This is a genomic window from Bacterioplanoides sp. (assembly GCF_965219715.1).
Taxonomy (GTDB): Bacteria; Pseudomonadota; Gammaproteobacteria; order Pseudomonadales; family Oceanobacteraceae; genus Bacterioplanoides.
Window position 1 is genome coordinate 4,181,388 of sequence record NZ_OZ244785.1, and the last position, 18,590, is coordinate 4,199,977.

Genomic DNA, 18,590 nt, shown 5'->3' on the forward strand with positions numbered 1-18,590 from the left:
AACACTGTGCAGCGGTTAATTCAGAATCTCACAATCCAGATACTCTGGGACCGTTGCATGCCAGCCTAATTCGTCCTGAATATGTAAGCGCATGCAGTCTGCCGCCGAGCTCTCGCCGTGCGTCACAAATACTTTTTTTGGCTTGCCCGGCATGTCTTTCAGCCAATCGAGAATCTCACGGTAGTCGCCGTGGCTGGATAGAGCGGTGAGGTTATGGACCTCGGCTTTGATCGGGAAATACAACCCGTGAATTTTTATGCGTTCAGCACCATGCGTCATAGCATCACCACGGGTGCCTGCGGCCTGATATCCAAGAAACAGAATGCTGTTTCTGGGGTCGCCAACGAGGGTTTTCAGATGGTGTAAAACACGACCACCACTGGCCATACCACTGGCAGAAATAATGACAGACGGGTATTTCCTGCCATTCAGCTCTATCGATTCTTCCACAGTTTTTACGTAGTGGGTCATTGAATCAATTTTTTCGCAGTCTTCTTTATTGAGTTTATGCAGGTCATGTAAGTCGTAAAAGATTTCGGTGGCTTTAATCGCCATCGGGCTGTTCAGGTAAATTGGCATATGAGGTATGCGATTTTGTGCCCGGAGTTTTTGCAGTACGTGTAAAACCATTTGGGCACGACCTACAGCAAACGCTGGCACCAGGACAATACCGCCGCGCTGTGCTGTGCGGTTTACGACATCTGCAATAACGGCTTCCTCATCTGTTTCTTCATGCAAGCGGTCGCCGTAGGTTGATTCCACCACCAGGTAATCGGTTTGTGGCAGTGGCTCTGGTGGATACATCACGACGTCATTGCTGCGCCCGACATCACCAGTAAAGGTGATGCTTTTACCCCGATACTCCAGTCGGATTGCACTGGCCCCAAGAATATGACCAACCGGAAAAAACTCCGCTGTCATGCCACCCGGCAATTCCAGTTTTTGATGAAAAGGCAGAGATTTAAATTGCTTCAGGACTTTGCGTGCGTCTTCTTCGGTATACAACGCTTCGGCTGGTTCGTGTTTGGAAAAGCGTTTTTTGTTGGCGTATTTTGCATCTTCCTCCTGTAAGAAACCGGCATCGGGCAATAATACTTTGCAAAGTGCTTTGGTTGCATCGGAGCAATGAATCGGCCCGTGATATCCGCGTTTCATCAAAGCCGGTAAATAACCAGAGTGATCGATATGGGCATGGGTCAACAATACGGCATTGATATCGCTGGCGGAGAAGGGTAGATCGCTCCAGTTGCGACGGCGAACATTCTTGATTCCCTGAAATAATCCACAATCGATCAGTATTTTATAACGATCGTACTTCAGCAGATATTTAGAGCCGGTTACGGTACCGGTTGCGCCAATAAACTGAACCTGAAACGGGGCCTGCATAATGGTTACTCCCTGGCTATTCCATCAGAAGATTACCTGATGAGCTTAGAAGATTAAGTCTCGCGTCTCGTTGATTTACGGCAATACATTCCCGTCTCAGGCTTTCTACACTGTGTTGCAAATATAGATTCATTGACGATCAGAGCAGCCATGCAAGCAACTTTTGATTTCCTTAAATTAAAACGTCTTGGCGTTGATACACACCAGGAACCGGTGGTGTACATGCGCCAGGATTGTCACGTCGCCATTGCCGAAGGTTTTAATGCTCAGAGCCGGGTTGAGGTGCATGCCGGTGAATACCGTACGATTGCGACGCTAGCGCTGGTTTCAAACGACCTCTTGTCTCATCAGCAAGCCGGATTATCAGAAGCGGCGTGGCGCTTGTTGGGGGAGCCGGAAGAGGGTTGTGAGGCTCGCTTTCATCATGCATTGCCCGTCGATTCGATGTCGTTTGTCCGGGGAAAATTATACGGCGAGCGGTTAAACGCAGCTTCTGCGGCGGCGGTTATTAATGATATTAAAAGTGGCCGCTTTAGTGACATTCAGTTGTCTGCATTTGTGACTGCTTGCGCCGGAGATCGTCTGAATCTTGATGAAACCATTGCGATAACTCAGGCGATGGTCGCCAGCGGTCAGCGCTTTGATTGGGGTAAAGAAAAGGTCCTCGATAAACATTGTGTTGGTGGTTTGCCGGGTAATCGCACAACACCCATTGTTACCGTCATTGTGGCTGCTAACGACCTGACCATGCCGAAGACGTCGAGTCGTGCAATTACCTCTCCTGCCGGAACCGCCGACACCATGGAAACCATGACTCCGGTGCAGCTGGAATTCGATCAGATGCGCAAAGTGGTTGAGCAGCAGGGAGCATGTCTTGCCTGGGGCGGTTCCGTATCGCTTAGTCCAACCGACGATATTGTTATCCGTGTTGAACGAGCCCTGGATCTGGATAGTGAAGGCCAGCTGGTGGCGTCGGTTATTTCGAAGAAGGTTGCTGCCGGTTCGCGCCAGGTGTTGATTGATATTCCGGTTGGACCCACCGCCAAAGTCCGTTCCGATGAAATGGCGCATAAGCTGCGCGGCTTGCTGGAGCAAACCGGAGCAGCACTGGGGCTGGATGTCCGCACTGTGATTACCGATGGCAGTCAACCGGTCGGCCGTGGTATTGGCCCCGCGCTTGAAGCCCGGGATGTATTACAAGTACTGGCCAACGAAGCCGATGCACCACAGGATTTACGCCAAAAATCCTTGTTGCTGGCGGGTGAGATGCTGGAAATGGCGGATAAAGCGCAGACCGGAAAAGGCTATGAACTGGCTGAAAAAACGTTGCTGAGTGGCCTGGCGATGAAAAAGTTCCGGGCTATTTGTGAAGCTCAGGGCGGATTTAATAAACCGCCAGTTGCGCAATTTAATCACTGTGTGCGTGCCGAAAAAAACGGGGTCGTGGCCTATTTCAATAATCGTTTTATTGCACGCCTGGCGTCACTGGCTGGTGCTCCAAATGCCGCGGCAGCCGGACTCGATATTCATGTTCGTCTTGGTGACAGAGTAAAGCCTGGCGACGCACTGTTTACGTTATACGCAGAAGCGGCTGGTGAGCTGGCTTATGCGTTGGATTTTCTGGATGGACATACAGACGTTGTCCGCATTGAAGAGGAACTGGTCTGATGTTGATTCTGTGTCTGGATGGTCACCAGCAATTAGCTAAGGCGATGTCAAAGGCATTGCAAGCTGACGTTCTGCCACTGGAAAGCCGACATTTTCCCGATGGTGAACACTATTTTAATTTGCCTGCTGATGTGCGCGGCGAAGATGTAGTGGTTTTGTGTCATTTGCACCAACCCAATGATAAAGCCATGGGATTGTTATTTATGGCACGCCACCTTAAGGATATGGGAGCCAGGCGTGTTGGTTTGGTGGCGCCGTATCTTGCGTATATGCGCCAGGATATTCGTTTTCAGCCGGGGGAATGTTTAACCTCCAAATATTTTGCTGAATTAATCAGTGACGCATTTGATTATCTGGTGACTATTGATCCACATCTGCACCGTTATCATCATTTAAATGAAATTTATTCGATTCCTACACGAACTTTACACGCTACCCGGATTATTGGTGAATACCTGAAAAAACTGGCGGAAAAAAATCCGCAGCAAAAATTATTGGTTGTTGGGCCGGATGAAGAAAGTGAGCAATGGGCTGAAACCGTTGCTCGTGCAGCTGGCTGCGAACACTTGGTATTAACCAAAACCCGCAGTGGAGATCGTGATGTTGCTATTCATATTCCGGATGTTGAAAAATATCAGCACCATCTGCCCGTAATGGTTGATGACATTATCTCCACCGGGCGCACCATGTTGCGTACCGCAGAAGAACTGAAAAAACAGGGTTTGAATCAACCTTTATGTATTGGTGTGCATGCTGTATTTGCTGAGGGCGCACTGAGTGAAATGCAGCAGGGGCCAATTGCCGATATTCAGACCTGTAATTGTATTCCGCACCAAACCAATCAAATTGATATCAGCTATTTATTAACTCCGGCTATTTTAGAACTGGTTCTGGAATGTGAGTCGCAACCTGTGGAGCCTGCACTATGAGTTTAAGTTTGCACTTTATGCAACAACACGAGCGTTTTCAGCAGCAGGAAATTGAAGCACAGGCGCGCCAGCATCGCGAATTCGATAAAGACTTTGCCAGTTGGGCTGAAGGCGAAGGTGTTATAAAACACCAGGCGACAACTCAACTGCAGGTTTTTGAGTTAGCTACGGCACTGGAAGAAGCCGGAATTAATAATAAAGCCGAATGTTATCAGAAGCTGCGTGCACTGGATCAGCTGACCAACCAGGCGATGTGGCTGGTGGTGCATATGACCTATGCCAAACATGTGTTTCTTGATGGTCGAGATTTGGCACCGGAAGATTTTAAGCGCGACCCTCAGGGGCATACCGGCGGATCATTAAATATGGTGCCCGCCTATGCTGCTTATCTGGCGGTAAACAGTATCACCGGTATTCATCGTGATTGGTTAATGGGTCAGGGTCACTGTGTGGCCGCAGTGGATGCATTACAGCTATTAACCGGAACGGCATTAGCGGATCGGAAAAAAGAATATCCGTTAACCGACCTTGGGCTCAGTCACTTTGTTCAGGATTTTTATAACTATCGTGTTCGTCCGGATGGCAAACCGTTATCGCCGCTGGGTTCTCACGTAAATCCTAATACCGCCGGAGCAAAAATAGAGGGTGGTTATTTAGGTTTTGCTGGCCTGCAATACGTGCATATGCCACAAGCTGGCGAGCGCCTGGTGGCATTTTTAAGTGACGGGGCATTTGAAGAACAACGCGGCAGTGATTGGGCGGCACGTTGGTGGCGTGCTCAGGACTCGGGCCTGGTCAGTCCGATTATGATTGCTAATGGCCGACGTATTGATCAACGAACTACGGTTGCACAGCAGGGCGGTAGTGACTGGTTTATCGATCATCTGAAACATCAGGGCTTTGCTCCGTTTGTAATTGATGGACAAGATCCGGCAGCCTTTGTGTGTGCCATTTATTTTATGGAACAGCATTTACAGCATGCAGGTGACGCGGTCGAAAATGGTGAAGCCTGTTATCCGGTGCCGTTACCGTATTGTATTGCTGAGACCGTTAAAGGTTATGGTTTCCCCGGTGCCGGAACCAATGCGGCACACGGTTTGCCGCTAGGCAGTAATCCTCGTCGCGATAGTGATGCATTAAGTTTTTTCCATGCGGGTGCAAAAGCCTTGTGGCAACCGCAGGAACACTGGCAGTCGGCGGTACAGTTACTGACTCAGCCTAAGGTCCCCATGTTACCGGTTGCTGTAACGATTAATCGTCAGGATCCTCAGTGGCAAAGTGATGCCATTGCACCGATGGCGGCCATCGATAATTATTTTGTCGACCTGGTGGAAGTAAATCCGGAATTAAAAGTTCGGGTGGGTAACCCGGATGAGTTACGTTCTAACCGGATGAGCCAGACTCTGGATTTATTAAAACACCGTGTAACGGATCCTGAAGAGGGGGTTGCTGAGTCTCTCGACGGCAAGGTCATTACCGCGTTGAATGAAGAAGCAATTGTCAGCGCCTGTCTGGCTAATCAGAGTGGTATTAACATTGTGGTGTCGTACGAAGCGTTTGCCACCAAAATGTTAGGAGCCATTCGCCAGGCAATTATTTTTTCGCGCCATCAGAAAGAAGTGGGTGAACCTGCGCCCTGGCTGGGTCTTCCAATTGTTTCTACTTCCCACGTTTGGGAAAACGGTAAAAATGAACAGAGCCATCAGGACCCGAGTCTGGCTGAGAGCCTGATGGGAGAAATGGCTGATATGTCGCGGGTGGTGTTCCCGGCGGATGGTAATTCCGCCATGGCGTGTCTCAAAGCCTGTTATGGCGATCTTGGTGTTGTCTGGAATATTGTCGCGCCGAAGTCGGTAATGCCTCAGGTATTTGATGCCAGACAGGCGGAAGCACTGATTCATGATGGTGCCGTATGTGTTCGTGGTCATTGTGGAGCTGATTTACAGCTGGTTGCTTGTGGTGCTTACCAGTTACAACAAGCCTTAAAAGCCAGCGATCGATTAAAAGAAAAAGGTGTCGCTCATTCGTTAATTTATTTATTGGAGCCAGGACGCTTCCGCGCGCCGCGGGATGGTTATGAGGCTGAGATCATGGCGCCGTCTTCGGTGATGGAAACTCTGTTTCCGGCACGGGTACAGCAGCGGGTGTTTATGTGTCATACCCGGCCAGAAGTTGTGCTGGGACACGCACGTATGCTTGATCTTGGGCCACAACGCAGTATTGCTCTGGGTTACGTCAATCAAGGTGGCACACTTGACGCTGATGGTCTGTTATTCGCCAATCGTTGTACCTGGGCAGATGCACTGGCAGCGCTGGCGAAGCTTGCCGGAGTCGAACCTACCGACTGGTTAAGCGCGGAAGAATGGGCCGCAATTTGTGGTCAGGGAGATCCGTACGACGTAATTCGACATCCTTATCCGCCAGAGGTGCAGGCGTAACAGACTGGATGGCTTGGCTTCACCTTCTGTCCGGGATAAATTAATGGAGATAGCAGGTTCAAAGAGTGAGTAGAGCGTATGTTGCGGTTAACACTGGTGGTTGTTGGATTGCTGGCTGCCACAGCCAGTGCAGAAATGTACAAGTGGGTTGATAAAGACGGCAAGCAGCACTTTGGTGACGCTGTACCGGTGGAATATCAGCAACAGGCAGTGCCTGTGAAGCAGGCCGCGCAACCAACCCGAGAGCAACAGGCTGAAGCTGCCAGTGCAGCATCCCGTACAAAAGCATTGGCGGAAGAATATGACTATCGTCACCAGACCCAACAAGCAGAGCTGCGTGAAAAAAGAAAGGCGGCAGAGCAAGCGGCAACAGAAAAAAAGAAACGTAAACAGACCAATGATAAAAGTTGTGAGGCGCGGCTGAAGCGCTATCACGAAAGTGCTGAATGTTTTAATCAATACCGCAATGCCAATGGCTCATTAAAAGCGGCGGCTTATGAAAAATGTAAGGACGTTGAAGCGCCGGAAGACTGTCTCTGAATTTGTATGAAATTTTACGGATTCATCTGAAAAACAAGAGCCCGAACCGGGCTCTTGTTGTATTCAATTAACGTAATTTACGACGCCATTTCTGATTGTTGTTTCCGTGGCATCCCCATACTCCGGCTTTGCCTTCGTTGCGGAATAAATCCAGGCATTGGTTGAATTGGCGGTTTTTGATTTGCTCGCCGCTCCAATACCACTTCTGGTTCGTCGCATTGGAGCAATTAGTTAATCCTGTCAGACGATTACCACCACTGGTGTATAAGCATAAGCCCGATTCGATATGACGAATGTGCTCACTACCTTCTTCGTGTAGCCATTTATCGGCATTGGCACAGTCGCTCACTGCCACCTGATTGCCTGAACGATGAATACAGCGATTATTATCTTTGTTCTGATATTGCATTAATGCTTCGCTTACCTGATAGCCACTGGCAATATTCAGAGTGGTTGATCCCACCGAATAAGGCTGATTGCTGCTGTTAAACGTCATGCGTTTAATGGTCATATTGTCGCCGTCAATATCGACATCAACAAAAGCTTTAAACAGAGCGGCACCGGCTACAACATTTAATATTGAAGCAGGACCTTTGTTTGTACCGGATGGGCGTGGAACGGTGAAATGCCACTGGCTGGTCGGATAACGATGGCTGTGGCCAGAAAAAATAGCCACGACGTTATAACCGTCAATTGCTTCCCACATCTTCAGGCGTTGCCCGGCCGTCCACCAACCGTTTGAAAATCCATCAAAGCCATAATGAGACATCAGAATAACCGGACGACCACTGTTACCTACATGCTCTCTTAAATCGTTTTTCAGGAAATTCAGACTGTTGTACGGACTGATATGCTCGAATCTATCGCTTGAGGTATTAGGGCGCGGCTCATTGGCGATAAAAGTACCGAGTTGTACCACGTGTACATCCTGCCAGTCCCATGAATATAAGCCACCATCACGCTGCTCTTTTTGCAGCAGATTGTTTCTTTGATGATTGATCGAATCCATGATGTCACCCGGAGAGACACAGGAGCTGAGTAATGGGCAGGCTAATCGCTGATACCAGGTTGGATCTTCATCATCATGGTTACCCATGCCTTCGTACAGGTAGTCACGGATACGCCAGGTCGCATTCTCGAAAAATTCGCGCTCGTCTTTACGTGAATTCTGGGTTAAATCACCGGCAATCATTAAGCCACGAATATCACTGGCGGATTTAATCATATCGGCCATGACTGACAGAGTGGTATTCGCTACCTGATTTCTTGGGTGGTTGCCGTTGTCGTATTGAGGATCTGCAGTTGCCAAAAAGCGCACATTGCGCTGGTTATTACTGACCTGAACCGGATTAACTTCGCGGCTACTGCCATTAACGTTATAACCGTGACATTGCAGATACCCTTCACTGTAACGTACCCGTACATGGCCGCCAGCCTGGAAATTAACCTTACAGCGAAAATCCAGACTGTCGATTTTAATGTTGGCGGTCAGTACCTGATAGCGATCGCCACCGGGATTACAGTCGGTATTTGACCAATGACAAGATTTAGCGTTACCCGGATTAACGGTTTGTTTAAAATCAGACGAGCCATCAATATCGACATAATACGACTGATCTTTGAGGTCGTTATAAAACGAGAAGCTGTGAGCATTAAATGCGGCAGCCAGAAGTGCTGGTAGCAATAGCGTTTTTTTCAGAGTCATAGCGAGTTTCTTATAATACGTTGTTGGTTTTGGGTTATTTATTATTGTGAGAATAAAGTAGCATGATGGTAACTCAGTAATTGAAATTTCTCGGGCAAAAACAGGCCGTGTCTATATCGAAAAAAGCTCAGATGTTCACTTGGCTCGTAATGTTCCTTTGTACGACCTGGATTGCGTCAGATTTCTTTTCTCCGGAGGAAAAGGCCGCATCGGCGGAAGGCCTGCTTAAAGCGGCTGTTCTGGAAGCTGTACCTGACTTCGCAGTTAAAGAAAAAATTGCAACCGCTTGTCAAACTGCGGCAGGTGTATGGCAGGACCTGGAGTCGCAGCTGAAAGCGATACCGAAAGATCAGCAGCCCGCTTTTATCAATGACGTTATGCTTCATTATCAGGAAAAAGGTTGTGTTGTCAGTCAGGAACTGAAACTGGCCATCAATATCTTTTGGCGCGTTGAGGAATTTGATTCAGCTTTGCTGCCAGCTGCTTTGACTGAGAACCGGGAGTTTGCCGCAGAAGAAAAATATCGCCGGTATCAGGCCCAACTCAAAGATTTGCCAGCGGTTGTTGAGCGGAGTTTATTGCCAGGAGAGAGCTACGATCAGGTTTATGCGCGTGAGCTAAACCGAGTATACGAGGAGGTTTTCTCAGGCCGCTAGTAGTAACTAACGGCCTGAAACAGCGCGTTATTTAATGGCAACCCCGACAGGAAGTTGTTCAAACCAATCGAGAAATTCACCAACATAAGGTGGCTTAAACAGTCGACCGTGTTGTGGGGCCATAATATCAATATCCAGATTTCTCACCCGGCGTACCCAATCGAGTTTTGCCTCGTTTGATGGCATCCAGCGTTGGTGGAATTTACGCATCTTCTGCGAATGGCTGCTCATATTATCGACCCACAGAGGCGCATCAACCGGCTCAAGTGCAGCACCAACGTCACCACTCATCAGAATTTTGGCTTTCGGGTCATAAACGTGGAAATTACCGGATGAATGCAGGTAATGGGCCGGAACAAAATTCAGCTGAATTTTATTCAGGGTTAAGGTCAGGCCTTCATCAGGAATAGCGCAATATTCAATTCGCTCCATACCAAAATGACGAATAAAGCTCTCCCATAACCAGGGGGAATACAGTTTAGCGTTAGGCAATGCCTGATCCCATAAACCCAGCGACGAAATAATGTCAGGGTCCTGGTGGGAGGCAAACAGATGGGTGATCTGTTCTGCCGGAACAAACTTTAAAACCGCAGAGAGCATGGGGGCGAATAACTCAATGCCACCTGGATCGAGCAAAATCGCCTGATTGCCACTCTGAATCAGATATTGGTTGGTATCGATAATACCTTCGGCTTTATCAGGATCGCGGCCAAACATAATCCAGCGATGATCGCCATCTTCATAAATCGTAGTCGCTAACATAGCGGGGTCCTTTTTCTGATGAGGTGCTAGCGCTGGCTTAGCAGGCTGCGGGCTTTGCTCAGGTGTGCACGAATTTTATCGGCGGTGTCGGTAATATTATTTGCGATCACTTCCAGCTGGCCGCGAAATTCCTCGGCGGAAGAGGCTTCTACTTTACTGGAGGTAGCAATCAGATTGGCGGTACGAATGTGTTTATCGCCTTCCTCCAGCTGTTGCTCCAGCTCACGCAAACCGCGCTGTAAGTTTTGCGCTAATTGTTCATTTTCGGCGAAGCAGGCTTCCATAGCGCCATTGAGAGACTGACAGTGTTCACTGTGTTGCTGGGCAATCCAATGGAACTTATCGGCCGCCATGGACGAGCGCCACAGAGACACAGCTTGCTGCGATAATTTTTCGGACACACCGTTAATGTATTGAGATTGTCTGATGATGTCGGAAGCCAATTCATCAATAAAATGGGTGATGGCTTTAAAGCCAACGGTTTTTGAGCCAGCGCGAACAGCCAGTGCCCGGGCGTTTTTGGCGGTTAATGCCAGGCCTTTTGCTTCCAGCATGGCTTGGTGTAATTCAGCAGCGATGCTGGCTGCTGTTACAAATATCGGCGTACTCATCTGCTTTTCCTGTTGTGGAATCCGTCGTTTTGCCGGTCCATTTTTACTGATCAAGTATAGAAGGCTTTTACCAGCTTGCTGCTGTATCGCCGATTTTATGAAGTCGGTAGCTCGGTACCTGCTGCATTGGTTTTCAGCCAGCCACGTACCCGACGTTTCAGCGCCTGGTGTTGTTGGCTGGACAGATCCGGACCATCGACATAAATCTGGCGATAACTGTTACGCTGACGATGTCTCATCATGCCCGCCCTGCGTTTGTTATCGGCCGGATTCAGAGTATTTAATTCAGTCACCAGATCGAGAACCGGAATTTCTAACTGCTGCAGTTGCTGTTCCAGATAAAGCTGGTTATCGGTATTTTGCACCGGATCGACCAATATAAGCGCCAGACCACGTAAATCCTGATCATCGGCCAGCTTTAGCTGTTGTTGGTTATTGAGAAAATCGATTGCCCAGGAAGCGCTGGTACCGTTGGCGATCACGACCAGATTAAACTGACCGCGACTGTTGAGATAATTAATCCCGGCGGTCAGGCGTAAACGCATTTGTTGCTGGTAACGCTGCTGTGGTGTCTGGCTCGAGTCTTGTGCTGGGGTTGTTGTGTCTGGCTGGGTACTGGCTACTTCTGGCAGGCCGGTGAGACGTGGCAATGCCGGTTCGTTATCCGTCAGGGTTTGCTCTTCTGCCGGTTCGCTTTTGCCGCTGGCGGCAATACCTGTGCCGTCGCTTTCTTCTGCAACCAGCGTTGTTTCTTCTGAGTTGTCACCGGCCTGGTTTGGTTCTGTATCTTCCGGTGTTTGTTCAGCCTGGTCGGCATCACTGTCTGACTGAGCATCATAAGACGGGCGGGGTGGTAACAAAGCTGATGGCTGATCCGGTAATTCAATCGCCAGCGTTGCCCAGCCGTAATCCGGTAAATATTCGCGCAATGGCCCGGTTACTGCCGGCCAGTGACTGTGTTGCTGGTTATCATGCAGAATCAAAATTCCACCCTGAGGTCTGCCAGCGGTTTCCTGTAAAAACAAGCCATGAAAAGGTGTATCTCCGGCTACCAGCTGCACCACTTCACGTTGGCGCTGGTAGAGGCTGAGGTGGTTAATCACCGATGAATGTCGGTTGATGTCGGGTTGTGGTGAACTGCGTTCGATAACGACGGTTGTTTCATTGCTGGAGTCTTGTTGTTCGTCGCTTTGTGCATCGTTGGCAGAGCCTTCCGTCGTTGTTTCTGTTGTGTCGCTTGCCTCTGTTTGAGTGCTGCTTGTGGCTTCGTCTTCTGCGATGACGGTCAGTGGCGTCAATAAAAAGGTAAACAGCAACAATGCGACGCTGAAGTTTGACGGAAATGGCATAGTGCAGGCCTGTGATAAATGCGGTTTTCTGACAAAAGCAAAAGATGTACCCATCTGACCATGGCGTCTTGCTGCAATCACCCGGCGCAACACGTACAATGCGAACCTGATAATTAAGACCGACATTACCGGATTCGCTCATGAAAGATTGTTTGATCGCCCCTTCTATTTTGTCCGCTGACTTTGCCCGTTTAGGTGAAGAGGTTGATAACGTTCTGGCCGCTGGTGCCGATGTGGTTCACTTTGATGTGATGGATAATCACTATGTTCCTAACCTGACGATTGGTCCTATGGTATGTAAGGCGCTGCGCGATCATGGCGTAACGGCTCCGATTGACGTCCACCTTATGGTGAGCCCGGTTGATCGTATGATTGGTGACTTCGCCGAAGCTGGTGCGAGCTACATTACGTTCCATCCGGAAGCTTCTGATCATATCGACCGCAGCTTGCAGCTGATTAAGTCGGCTGGTCTGAAAGCAGGCCTGGTATTTAATCCGGCAACGCCACTGCATTACATGGACTATGTCATGGATAAACTCGATGTCGTATTACTGATGTCGGTTAACCCTGGTTTTGGTGGACAATCTTTTATTCCGGCGACCCTGGATAAGCTGCGTGAAGCGCGTGCCAAAATTGATGCGTCGGGATATGACATTCGTCTGGAGATTGATGGCGGTGTAAAAGCCGATAACATCGGCGAAATTCGCGCTGCGGGTGCTGACATGTTTGTTGCCGGTTCGGCCATCTTTAATGCGCCGGACTATAAAACCGTGATCGATCAGATGCGCGCAGAAATTGCGGCAGCGGAAGCTAAGTAACGGATGCGCTGGCACGAACAGATTCAGGCGCTGTTCCCTCATCTGGAGAATGGCCCTGAGCTGGTGTTGTTCGATCTTGATGGCACGCTGATTAACAGTGTGCCGGATCTGGCTGCTGCTGTTGACGTTATGCTGCAGGAATCCGGTAAGCCGCTAGCGGGTCAGGAAAACGTCAGTCACTGGGTTGGTAATGGCGCTGACAAGCTAGTGCGTCGTGCTTTGTGTGATGGCGATGACATTGCAGCGGATGCTTTAGAAGCTGAAGCGGTTGCACCTTATCGGGCGATATTCGATCGTGCCTACCTTTCAGCGTTACATCACGCTACCGGCGTTTACCCGGGCGTACAGACATTACTGGATCGCCTGTCCGAGGCCGGCATTCCGAAAGTACTGATTACCAACAAACCCCGCTTGTTTACCGAACCACTGGTCGAGTCGCTGGGCTGGCAGGGGCAGTTTCAGTTGCTGCTGTGTGGCGATGATCTGGCGGAGAAAAAGCCGTCGCCCATGCCACTGCTGTTCGCCTGTGGCAAACTGGCTATGTCGCCAGAAAATGCGTTGATGGTGGGGGATTCCCGTCATGATATTGGCGCTGCTAAAGCGGCTGGTATTGCCAGTGTTGCCGTGCCATATGGCTACAACCACGGTGACGATATCGCTTTGTCCGGCCCGGATATGGTGGTTGATAACCTGATGGCTCTTGTTCCCGTCTGATGACTTTTATTTTGGGTTTATGGCTGCAGTGATGAATAAACAGATGCGCCGCTTCTTCTGCATACTCGTGTTGCTGTTCGCAGGGCAGGCTACCCTGGCCGAACCGGCAGTGTATATGGAAGGCGCGATTGGCCTAGGTGTGCAATCGTTGCATGACGAGGAAGACAATGCCGCGGCCAGCCGGGTGCTGAAGCTGGGCAGTGGTGTTCAGCTCCTACCGTTTCTCAGTGGTGGTGTGGTGTTATACAGCTGGGGCGTAGTTAAAGATGATAAGTCGGAAGACTCGATTAACTTTGACGGCCTCAGCGCTGGTTGGGAATTAGTCGCGCATTTACCGCTGTCATTAAAAGGTCTGCCAACCGGGCCGTACTTTCGTTACGGTGGTCATTGCTGGTCGGCGACAATCACTGGTCTGGCTCAACCCTGGGCAAAAAGCGGTTGCTCCGACCTCAGTGCCATTGGCCTGGCGTTCTCCTCCGACAGCCGTCGTGAAGGACAAGCGTCTTTTTACGTTGAATTCTCCCGTACCCGATTTGATGAAGTGACATCTGGCAGTCTTATCGCGGGTATCCGCAATCGTTTTTGAGCCGAAATTGTATGTTTGAGCTGAGTCTGAATTATCTGATTATTTTTACCTCGCTGCTGGTGGTATCAAGCGTTGCGGTAACCGCGCTGGTTGTTAACCACAAGTCGAAGCTGGCTGAAGCCGATCTATTGCAGCAACAGCTGGAATCAGAACAGAAGGTGGTAGCGCTCGAGCAGCAGTCAGAACTGTTAAAACAACAGCAGGAACTCGAGCAACAGCAGTTGCAGCAACAACAGCAGCAATGGCAACAAGATATTCACCAACTCCAGCAAGAGCTTCAGCAACAGCGCAACAGTGAGCAATCACTTCGCCAGCAGCTGCAGCAACAACAGCTGGATGGTACGCGTTGGCAAGAGCGCTCTGAGGCATTGCAGCGTCAACATGAGACGTTGCAGCAAGAGCTGTCGGCCAGCAAAAGCCAGTTGGAAACTCAGCAGCAACAGCGTGCGGAGCTGGAAACTCAGTTGGCCACAGAGCAGCAGTCACGTCAGCAGCAACAGCAGCACAACGAAGAGAAACTGCAGCTGCTGCAGGAGAACAAAGAGCAGTTATTAAAAGAGTTTGAACTGCTTTCTCAGAAAGTACTGGAACAGAAGACTCAGCAATTTAACGAACAAAACAAGCAGCAGACTGAGCAGCAAAAACAAGGGCTGGATGCTCTGCTCAACCCATTCCGTCAGCAACTCGATGGCTTGCGCAAAAAAGTTGAAGACGTACACCTGCACGACGCTAAAGATCGGGCAACCTTGCGAACCCAGATCACCGAGTTGCATAAGCTGAATCAACAAATGAGCAGTGAAGCTCAGGCTTTGACCACGGCATTGCGTGGCGAACAAAAAGTACAGGGTAACTGGGGCGAGATGGTGCTGGAAACCGTACTGGAGCGCTCCGGACTGCGCGCTGGCGAAGAATACGTGCGCGAGCAAAGTCACCATGATGACAGCGGTCAGCGTTATCGCCCGGACGTGATCATCAACCTGCCGGAAGGCAAGCATATTATCGTCGACTCCAAAGTGTCGCTGACGGCTTACAGTGAGTCGGTGAATGCCGAAACCGACGAACAACGTGAGGCAGCACTGAAGCGTCACGTTGAGTCGGTGAGAATCCATATTAAAAGCCTCAGCGAAAAAGCCTATCAGCAATTGGAAGGCCTGAATTCTCCGGATTTTGTTTTCCTGTTTATGCCTATTGAGCCGGCGTTTATGGCGGCTTTCCAGCAGGACGAGCAGTTGTTTAACGAGGCATTTGAGCGTCGCATTGTGGTTGTGACGCCAACAACGTTGTTGGCGACCTTGAGAACGGTTGCCAGTCTTTGGGCCATCGAGCGACGAAATCGCAACACCGAGAAAATCGCCGATCAGGCACGCTTGGTGTACGAGAAGGTCGTGAGCCTGGTCGACTATATGGAGAAGCTTGGTAAACAGCTGAATACCGCTCAGGGCACCTACGATGATGCCTGGAAGTCGCTTAAGCAGGGGCGCGGTAACTTGTTAAGTCGTGCGGATAACTTCCAGAAACTTGGCGTGCGGGTTAAAAAAGAATTGGCACGTAACCTGGTCGAGGAAGCCAATGCCGAAGCTGAGCTGCATGAAGCACTGGCGACAGACTCGGGGTTGCAAGCCGCAGAAAGCCCATCTCCTAAGCAGGAAAGCTTACTTAGCGACTGAATCGGCCGTACGTCAGAAATTTGGTTCGATAATTGCTACTCTCTAGTCAAGTCTGAATAAATGACAGAGATTTGACTATGTTTGACGGGCAAAGCATTTTAATTACTGGCGGTACGGGTTCTTTTGGTAAGCGTTACACGAAGACCCTGTTAGAGCGTTATAAGCCAAAAAAAATCATCATCTTATCCCGCGATGAACTGAAGCAGTTCGAAATGCAGCAGGAATTTAATGATGAATGTATGCGTTACTTTATCGGCGATGTGCGTGATAAAGAGCGTATGGTGCAGGCAATGAATGGTGTTGACTATGTCATTCATGCCGCCGCGATGAAGCAGGTTCCCGCTGCTGAATACAATCCAATGGAATGTATCAAAACCAACATAAATGGCGCTGAAAATGTGATTCACGCTGCCATTGTTAATAACGTCAAAAAAGTTATTGCTTTGTCGACTGATAAAGCTGCGAATCCGGTTAATCTCTACGGTGCAACCAAACTTTGTTCAGATAAGTTATTTGTCGCAGCCAATAACATGGTGGGTGCTGCTCAGCCTCGTTTTTCTGTTGTGCGCTACGGCAATGTTGTAGGGTCTCGTGGATCTGTCGTTCCTTTCTTTGAAAAGCTGTTGGCTGAAGGCGCCAGCTCTTTGCCAATTACTGATATGGGCATGACGCGCTTTTGGATTACTCTCCAGCAAGGTGTCGACTTTGTTTTGAAAAATTTCTCGCGTATGAAAGGCGGGGAGATTTTTGTTCCTAAAATTCCATCCGTGCGTATTACTGATCTAGCGACGGCTATAGCGCCAGAGGCAACTCAGGACGAAATCGGTATTCGTCCGGGGGAGAAACTTCACGAAAAGATGGTGCCGAGAGACGACGCCAATCGTACCTTTGAATTCGATGACCATTACGTGATTGCACCTGCGATCAGCTTCCATGATGAAAATATTAACTATGCTCTGAATCAGGTTGAAGAACAGGGGAAGCCGGTAGACTCCGGATTCAGTTACGATTCTGGTCGCAACGATCATTTCTTAACGGTCGAAGAAACCCGTGAGTTATTGATAGAGGCTAAGCAGTGATACCTTACGGATGCCAGGATATTTCCGAAGAGGAAGTAAAGGCCGTTGTTGAAGTATTAAATTCCGACTACCTGACTCAAGGAAGTAAGCCAACTCTATTTGCGGAGGCGATTGCCCGGTTTAATGGTATTCGCCACGGTGTCGTTTTTAATAGTGCTACCTCTGCACTTCATGCCGCTTGCCTGGCACTGCAGGTTAATAGTCAAAGCCATGTTTGGATTACGGCGAACAGTTTCGTCGCTACTGCCAACTGTGCGGAGTACTGTGGTGCGACAGTTACTTTTATAGATATTGATGAAGAAACTGGCCTGATCTCTGTTGACTCCCTTAACGAGAAGTCAGAGTTGGCGTTGAAAGGAAAAATCCCCCCGCCTGATGTGATTATCCCGATTCACTATGCTGGTCAGTTAGCAGCTATGCCAGCGATTAACGATATCGCAAAACGGCTGGGAGCTAGAATTATTGAAGATGCCTCTCATGCGTTAGGCGCAGAAGCTCCGGATGAATGGCCAAACGATTGCCGTGGTGATATTCATATTTTTAGTTTTCATCCGGTAAAAATGATCACCAGCGGAGAGGGTGGCGCGGCTATTACTGATGATGAAGTGCTCGCAGACAAGCTCAGGCTTTATGGGAACCATGGCATTGTCAGGGATGCTGAAAGATTAGAATATGACTCTGATGGCCCTTGGTATTATGAACAGCAGCTGCTTGGTTATAACTACAGAATGACTGATATCCAGGCGGCATTAGGCCTTGTGCAGCTAAAGCGACTGCCTGATTTTTTAGTGAAACGACGTACGATTGCCGAACGTTACGAAAATGATCTGAGTGGTGTTGTTCAGAGCGTTAATCAGAAAATAAATGGTATCAGCAGTTACCACCTTTATCCGGTATTGGCTGATGAATCCCGAGCTGATGAGCTTTTTAAATACCTTCGGGAACAGGGCATAGCAACTCAGAAGCACTATATTCCCATTCCTTTTCAGCCCTATTACCAGAAAAAATACAATATAGACCGTTCTGATTTCCCAGCAGCAGAGCGTTTTTATCGACGGGTTATCGCTCTCCCCATGTTCAGCCGACTAACGGATGATCAGCAGTCTTATGTCGTTAACTGTTTGAAGGTATTTCATGATGGCTAAATCGGAAATACAGCTTACAAGTGACCTGGTTGCTTTAAGAGTACTGACCATAGATGATGTCAGCGAAAGGTACGTAAGCTGGATGAATGATCAGGAAGTTAATCAATATCTCGAGTCACGCTACACTACTCATGATTTGAGCAGCGTCCAAAATTTTGTTGCTGATATGTATGCCTCAGAAGATGATTATTTATTCGGGATTTATTATCGCGAAAAACATGTTGGTAATATTAAGCTAGGTTCACTGAGTAAGCATTATCTCAGAGCGGATATAGGCCTGCTACTGGGAGAGCGTGATTGTTGGGGTAAGGGAATTGCAACGGTTGCCATTCAATTAGTAACCGAGTGGGCATTTCAGAAGCTAAAATTAAAGCGTGTAGAAGCTGGCTGTTACTCCGACAATATTGGCTCCAGAAAGGCATTTGAAAAATCAGGTTTTACAGTAGAGGCCATTTTAAAAAATCGTTTTCGTCTGGATAGTGGCGAGTGGCAAGACCACGTATTTATGGCCAAAGAAAATTCAGAGGTTGAATAGGC

The 18,590-nt window shown here is 48.9% G+C and carries 17 protein-coding genes; 12 read left to right on the plus strand and 5 right to left on the minus strand.

The features are described from left to right. Window positions 1-15: 15 nt before the first annotated feature. Window positions 16-1,386, minus strand: a complete 1,371-nt coding sequence (locus ACOQOZ_RS19395) for an MBL fold metallo-hydrolase (RefSeq protein ID WP_420589801.1) — start codon at window positions 1,384-1,386, stop codon at window positions 16-18. A gap of 150 nt (window positions 1,387-1,536) precedes the next feature. On the opposite strand from ACOQOZ_RS19395, the gene ACOQOZ_RS19400 reads away from it, so the two are divergent. From ACOQOZ_RS19400 to ACOQOZ_RS19415, 4 genes are all read left to right on the plus strand, one after another. After that, on the plus strand, window positions 1,537-3,054 hold the full coding sequence (locus tag ACOQOZ_RS19400) for a thymidine phosphorylase family protein (RefSeq protein ID WP_420589802.1): 1,518 nt from the start codon (window positions 1,537-1,539) through the stop codon (window positions 3,052-3,054). Next, entirely contained in the window at window positions 3,054-3,983 is a 930-nt protein-coding gene (locus ACOQOZ_RS19405; RefSeq protein ID WP_420589803.1) for a ribose-phosphate diphosphokinase, read from the plus strand. The genes ACOQOZ_RS19400 and ACOQOZ_RS19405 overlap by 1 nt, the downstream gene beginning before the upstream one ends. Continuing rightward, window positions 3,980-6,421 carry a xylulose 5-phosphate 3-epimerase gene (locus tag ACOQOZ_RS19410; RefSeq protein ID WP_420589804.1) on the plus strand — a complete coding sequence of 814 codons (2,442 nt, stop codon included), beginning with the start codon at window positions 3,980-3,982 and terminating at the stop codon, window positions 6,419-6,421. The genes ACOQOZ_RS19405 and ACOQOZ_RS19410 overlap by 4 nt, the downstream gene beginning before the upstream one ends. A 78-nt stretch (window positions 6,422-6,499) precedes the next feature. Beyond that, window positions 6,500-6,961, plus strand: a complete 462-nt coding sequence (locus ACOQOZ_RS19415; RefSeq protein WP_420589805.1) for a DUF4124 domain-containing protein — start codon at window positions 6,500-6,502, stop codon at window positions 6,959-6,961. A 67-nt stretch (window positions 6,962-7,028) separates the two neighbouring features. Here ACOQOZ_RS19415 and ACOQOZ_RS19420 read toward each other — a convergent pair whose 3' ends face one another. Then, window positions 7,029-8,666 (minus strand): metallophosphoesterase, encoded by a 1,638-nt coding sequence (locus tag ACOQOZ_RS19420; protein ID WP_420589806.1) that lies wholly within the window; start codon window positions 8,664-8,666, stop codon window positions 7,029-7,031. Between the two features lie 80 nt (window positions 8,667-8,746). Between ACOQOZ_RS19420 and ACOQOZ_RS19425 the strand changes: the two genes are divergently transcribed. Beyond that, entirely contained in the window at window positions 8,747-9,322 is a 576-nt protein-coding gene (locus ACOQOZ_RS19425; protein ID WP_420589807.1) for a hypothetical protein, read from the plus strand. Window positions 9,323-9,349: 27 nt separating this feature from the next. Here the strand turns inward: ACOQOZ_RS19425 and ACOQOZ_RS19430 are convergent, their stop codons facing one another. The 3 genes from ACOQOZ_RS19430 to ACOQOZ_RS19440 all read right to left on the minus strand — a co-directional run bounded on the left by ACOQOZ_RS19430 (window position 9,350) and on the right by ACOQOZ_RS19440 (window position 12,044). Beyond that, window positions 9,350-10,084, minus strand: a complete 735-nt coding sequence (locus ACOQOZ_RS19430) for an MBL fold metallo-hydrolase (RefSeq protein ID WP_420589808.1) — start codon at window positions 10,082-10,084, stop codon at window positions 9,350-9,352. A gap of 26 nt (window positions 10,085-10,110) precedes the next feature. After that, window positions 10,111-10,695, minus strand: coding sequence for a hypothetical protein (locus ACOQOZ_RS19435; protein WP_420589809.1), 585 nt, complete (start codon window positions 10,693-10,695; stop codon window positions 10,111-10,113). A gap of 95 nt (window positions 10,696-10,790) precedes the next feature. Further along, complete coding sequence (locus tag ACOQOZ_RS19440; RefSeq protein ID WP_420589810.1) at window positions 10,791-12,044, minus strand: DUF3530 family protein; 1,254 nt, start codon at window positions 12,042-12,044, stop codon at window positions 10,791-10,793. A gap of 140 nt (window positions 12,045-12,184) precedes the next feature. Between ACOQOZ_RS19440 and rpe the strand changes: the two genes are divergently transcribed. The 7 genes from rpe (at window position 12,185) to ACOQOZ_RS19475 (ending at window position 18,588) form a co-directional block, all read left to right on the plus strand. Next, complete coding sequence (gene rpe / locus ACOQOZ_RS19445) at window positions 12,185-12,862, plus strand: ribulose-phosphate 3-epimerase (protein ID WP_420589811.1); 678 nt, start codon at window positions 12,185-12,187, stop codon at window positions 12,860-12,862. Window positions 12,863-12,865: 3 nt separating this feature from the next. Continuing rightward, a complete protein-coding gene (locus ACOQOZ_RS19450; RefSeq protein ID WP_420589812.1) occupies window positions 12,866-13,576 on the plus strand; it encodes a phosphoglycolate phosphatase in 711 nt (236 codons plus the stop codon). 31 nt (window positions 13,577-13,607) lie between these two features. After that, complete coding sequence (locus tag ACOQOZ_RS19455; RefSeq protein ID WP_420589813.1) at window positions 13,608-14,162, plus strand: hypothetical protein; 555 nt, start codon at window positions 13,608-13,610, stop codon at window positions 14,160-14,162. 11 nt (window positions 14,163-14,173) lie between these two features. Beyond that, window positions 14,174-15,829, plus strand: a complete 1,656-nt coding sequence (gene rmuC, locus ACOQOZ_RS19460; protein ID WP_420589814.1) for a DNA recombination protein RmuC — start codon at window positions 14,174-14,176, stop codon at window positions 15,827-15,829. Window positions 15,830-15,906: 77 nt separating this feature from the next. Next, window positions 15,907-16,908, plus strand: a complete 1,002-nt coding sequence (pseB, locus tag ACOQOZ_RS19465; protein WP_420589815.1) for a UDP-N-acetylglucosamine 4,6-dehydratase (inverting) — start codon at window positions 15,907-15,909, stop codon at window positions 16,906-16,908. Next, window positions 16,905-18,053: a UDP-4-amino-4,6-dideoxy-N-acetyl-beta-L-altrosamine transaminase gene (pseC, locus tag ACOQOZ_RS19470; protein WP_420589816.1), complete on the plus strand. Its 1,149-nt coding sequence runs from the start codon at window positions 16,905-16,907 to the stop codon at window positions 18,051-18,053. The genes pseB and pseC overlap by 4 nt, the downstream gene beginning before the upstream one ends. After that, window positions 18,043-18,588: a GNAT family N-acetyltransferase gene (locus ACOQOZ_RS19475; protein WP_420589817.1), complete on the plus strand. Its 546-nt coding sequence runs from the start codon at window positions 18,043-18,045 to the stop codon at window positions 18,586-18,588. Before pseC ends, ACOQOZ_RS19475 begins: the two co-directional genes overlap by 11 nt. The last annotated feature ends 2 nt before the right edge of the window (window positions 18,589-18,590 follow it).

Bases quoted from the DNA above. Each gene is read 5' to 3' on its own strand.
- ACOQOZ_RS19440 (WP_420589810.1), bottom strand. From the start codon at position 12,044: ATGCCATTTCCGTCAAACTTCAGCGTCGCATTGTTGCTGTTTACCTTT.
- ACOQOZ_RS19395 (WP_420589801.1), bottom strand. From the start codon at position 1,386: ATGCAGGCCCCGTTTCAGGTTCAGTTTATTGGCGCAACCGGTACCGTA.
- ACOQOZ_RS19430 (WP_420589808.1), bottom strand. From the start codon at position 10,084: ATGTTAGCGACTACGATTTATGAAGATGGCGATCATCGCTGGATTATG.
- ACOQOZ_RS19400 (WP_420589802.1), top strand. From the start codon at position 1,537: ATGCAAGCAACTTTTGATTTCCTTAAATTAAAACGTCTTGGCGTTGAT.
- ACOQOZ_RS19420 (WP_420589806.1), bottom strand. From the start codon at position 8,666: ATGACTCTGAAAAAAACGCTATTGCTACCAGCACTTCTGGCTGCCGCA.
- rpe (WP_420589811.1), top strand. From the start codon at position 12,185: ATGAAAGATTGTTTGATCGCCCCTTCTATTTTGTCCGCTGACTTTGCC.
- ACOQOZ_RS19410 (WP_420589804.1), top strand. From the start codon at position 3,980: ATGAGTTTAAGTTTGCACTTTATGCAACAACACGAGCGTTTTCAGCAG.
- ACOQOZ_RS19405 (WP_420589803.1), top strand. From the start codon at position 3,054: ATGTTGATTCTGTGTCTGGATGGTCACCAGCAATTAGCTAAGGCGATG.
- ACOQOZ_RS19450 (WP_420589812.1), top strand. From the start codon at position 12,866: ATGCGCTGGCACGAACAGATTCAGGCGCTGTTCCCTCATCTGGAGAAT.
- ACOQOZ_RS19475 (WP_420589817.1), top strand. From the start codon at position 18,043: ATGATGGCTAAATCGGAAATACAGCTTACAAGTGACCTGGTTGCTTTA.
- ACOQOZ_RS19415 (WP_420589805.1), top strand. From the start codon at position 6,500: ATGTTGCGGTTAACACTGGTGGTTGTTGGATTGCTGGCTGCCACAGCC.
- ACOQOZ_RS19435 (WP_420589809.1), bottom strand. From the start codon at position 10,695: ATGAGTACGCCGATATTTGTAACAGCAGCCAGCATCGCTGCTGAATTA.
- pseB (WP_420589815.1), top strand. From the start codon at position 15,907: ATGTTTGACGGGCAAAGCATTTTAATTACTGGCGGTACGGGTTCTTTT.
- ACOQOZ_RS19455 (WP_420589813.1), top strand. From the start codon at position 13,608: ATGAATAAACAGATGCGCCGCTTCTTCTGCATACTCGTGTTGCTGTTC.
- rmuC (WP_420589814.1), top strand. From the start codon at position 14,174: ATGTTTGAGCTGAGTCTGAATTATCTGATTATTTTTACCTCGCTGCTG.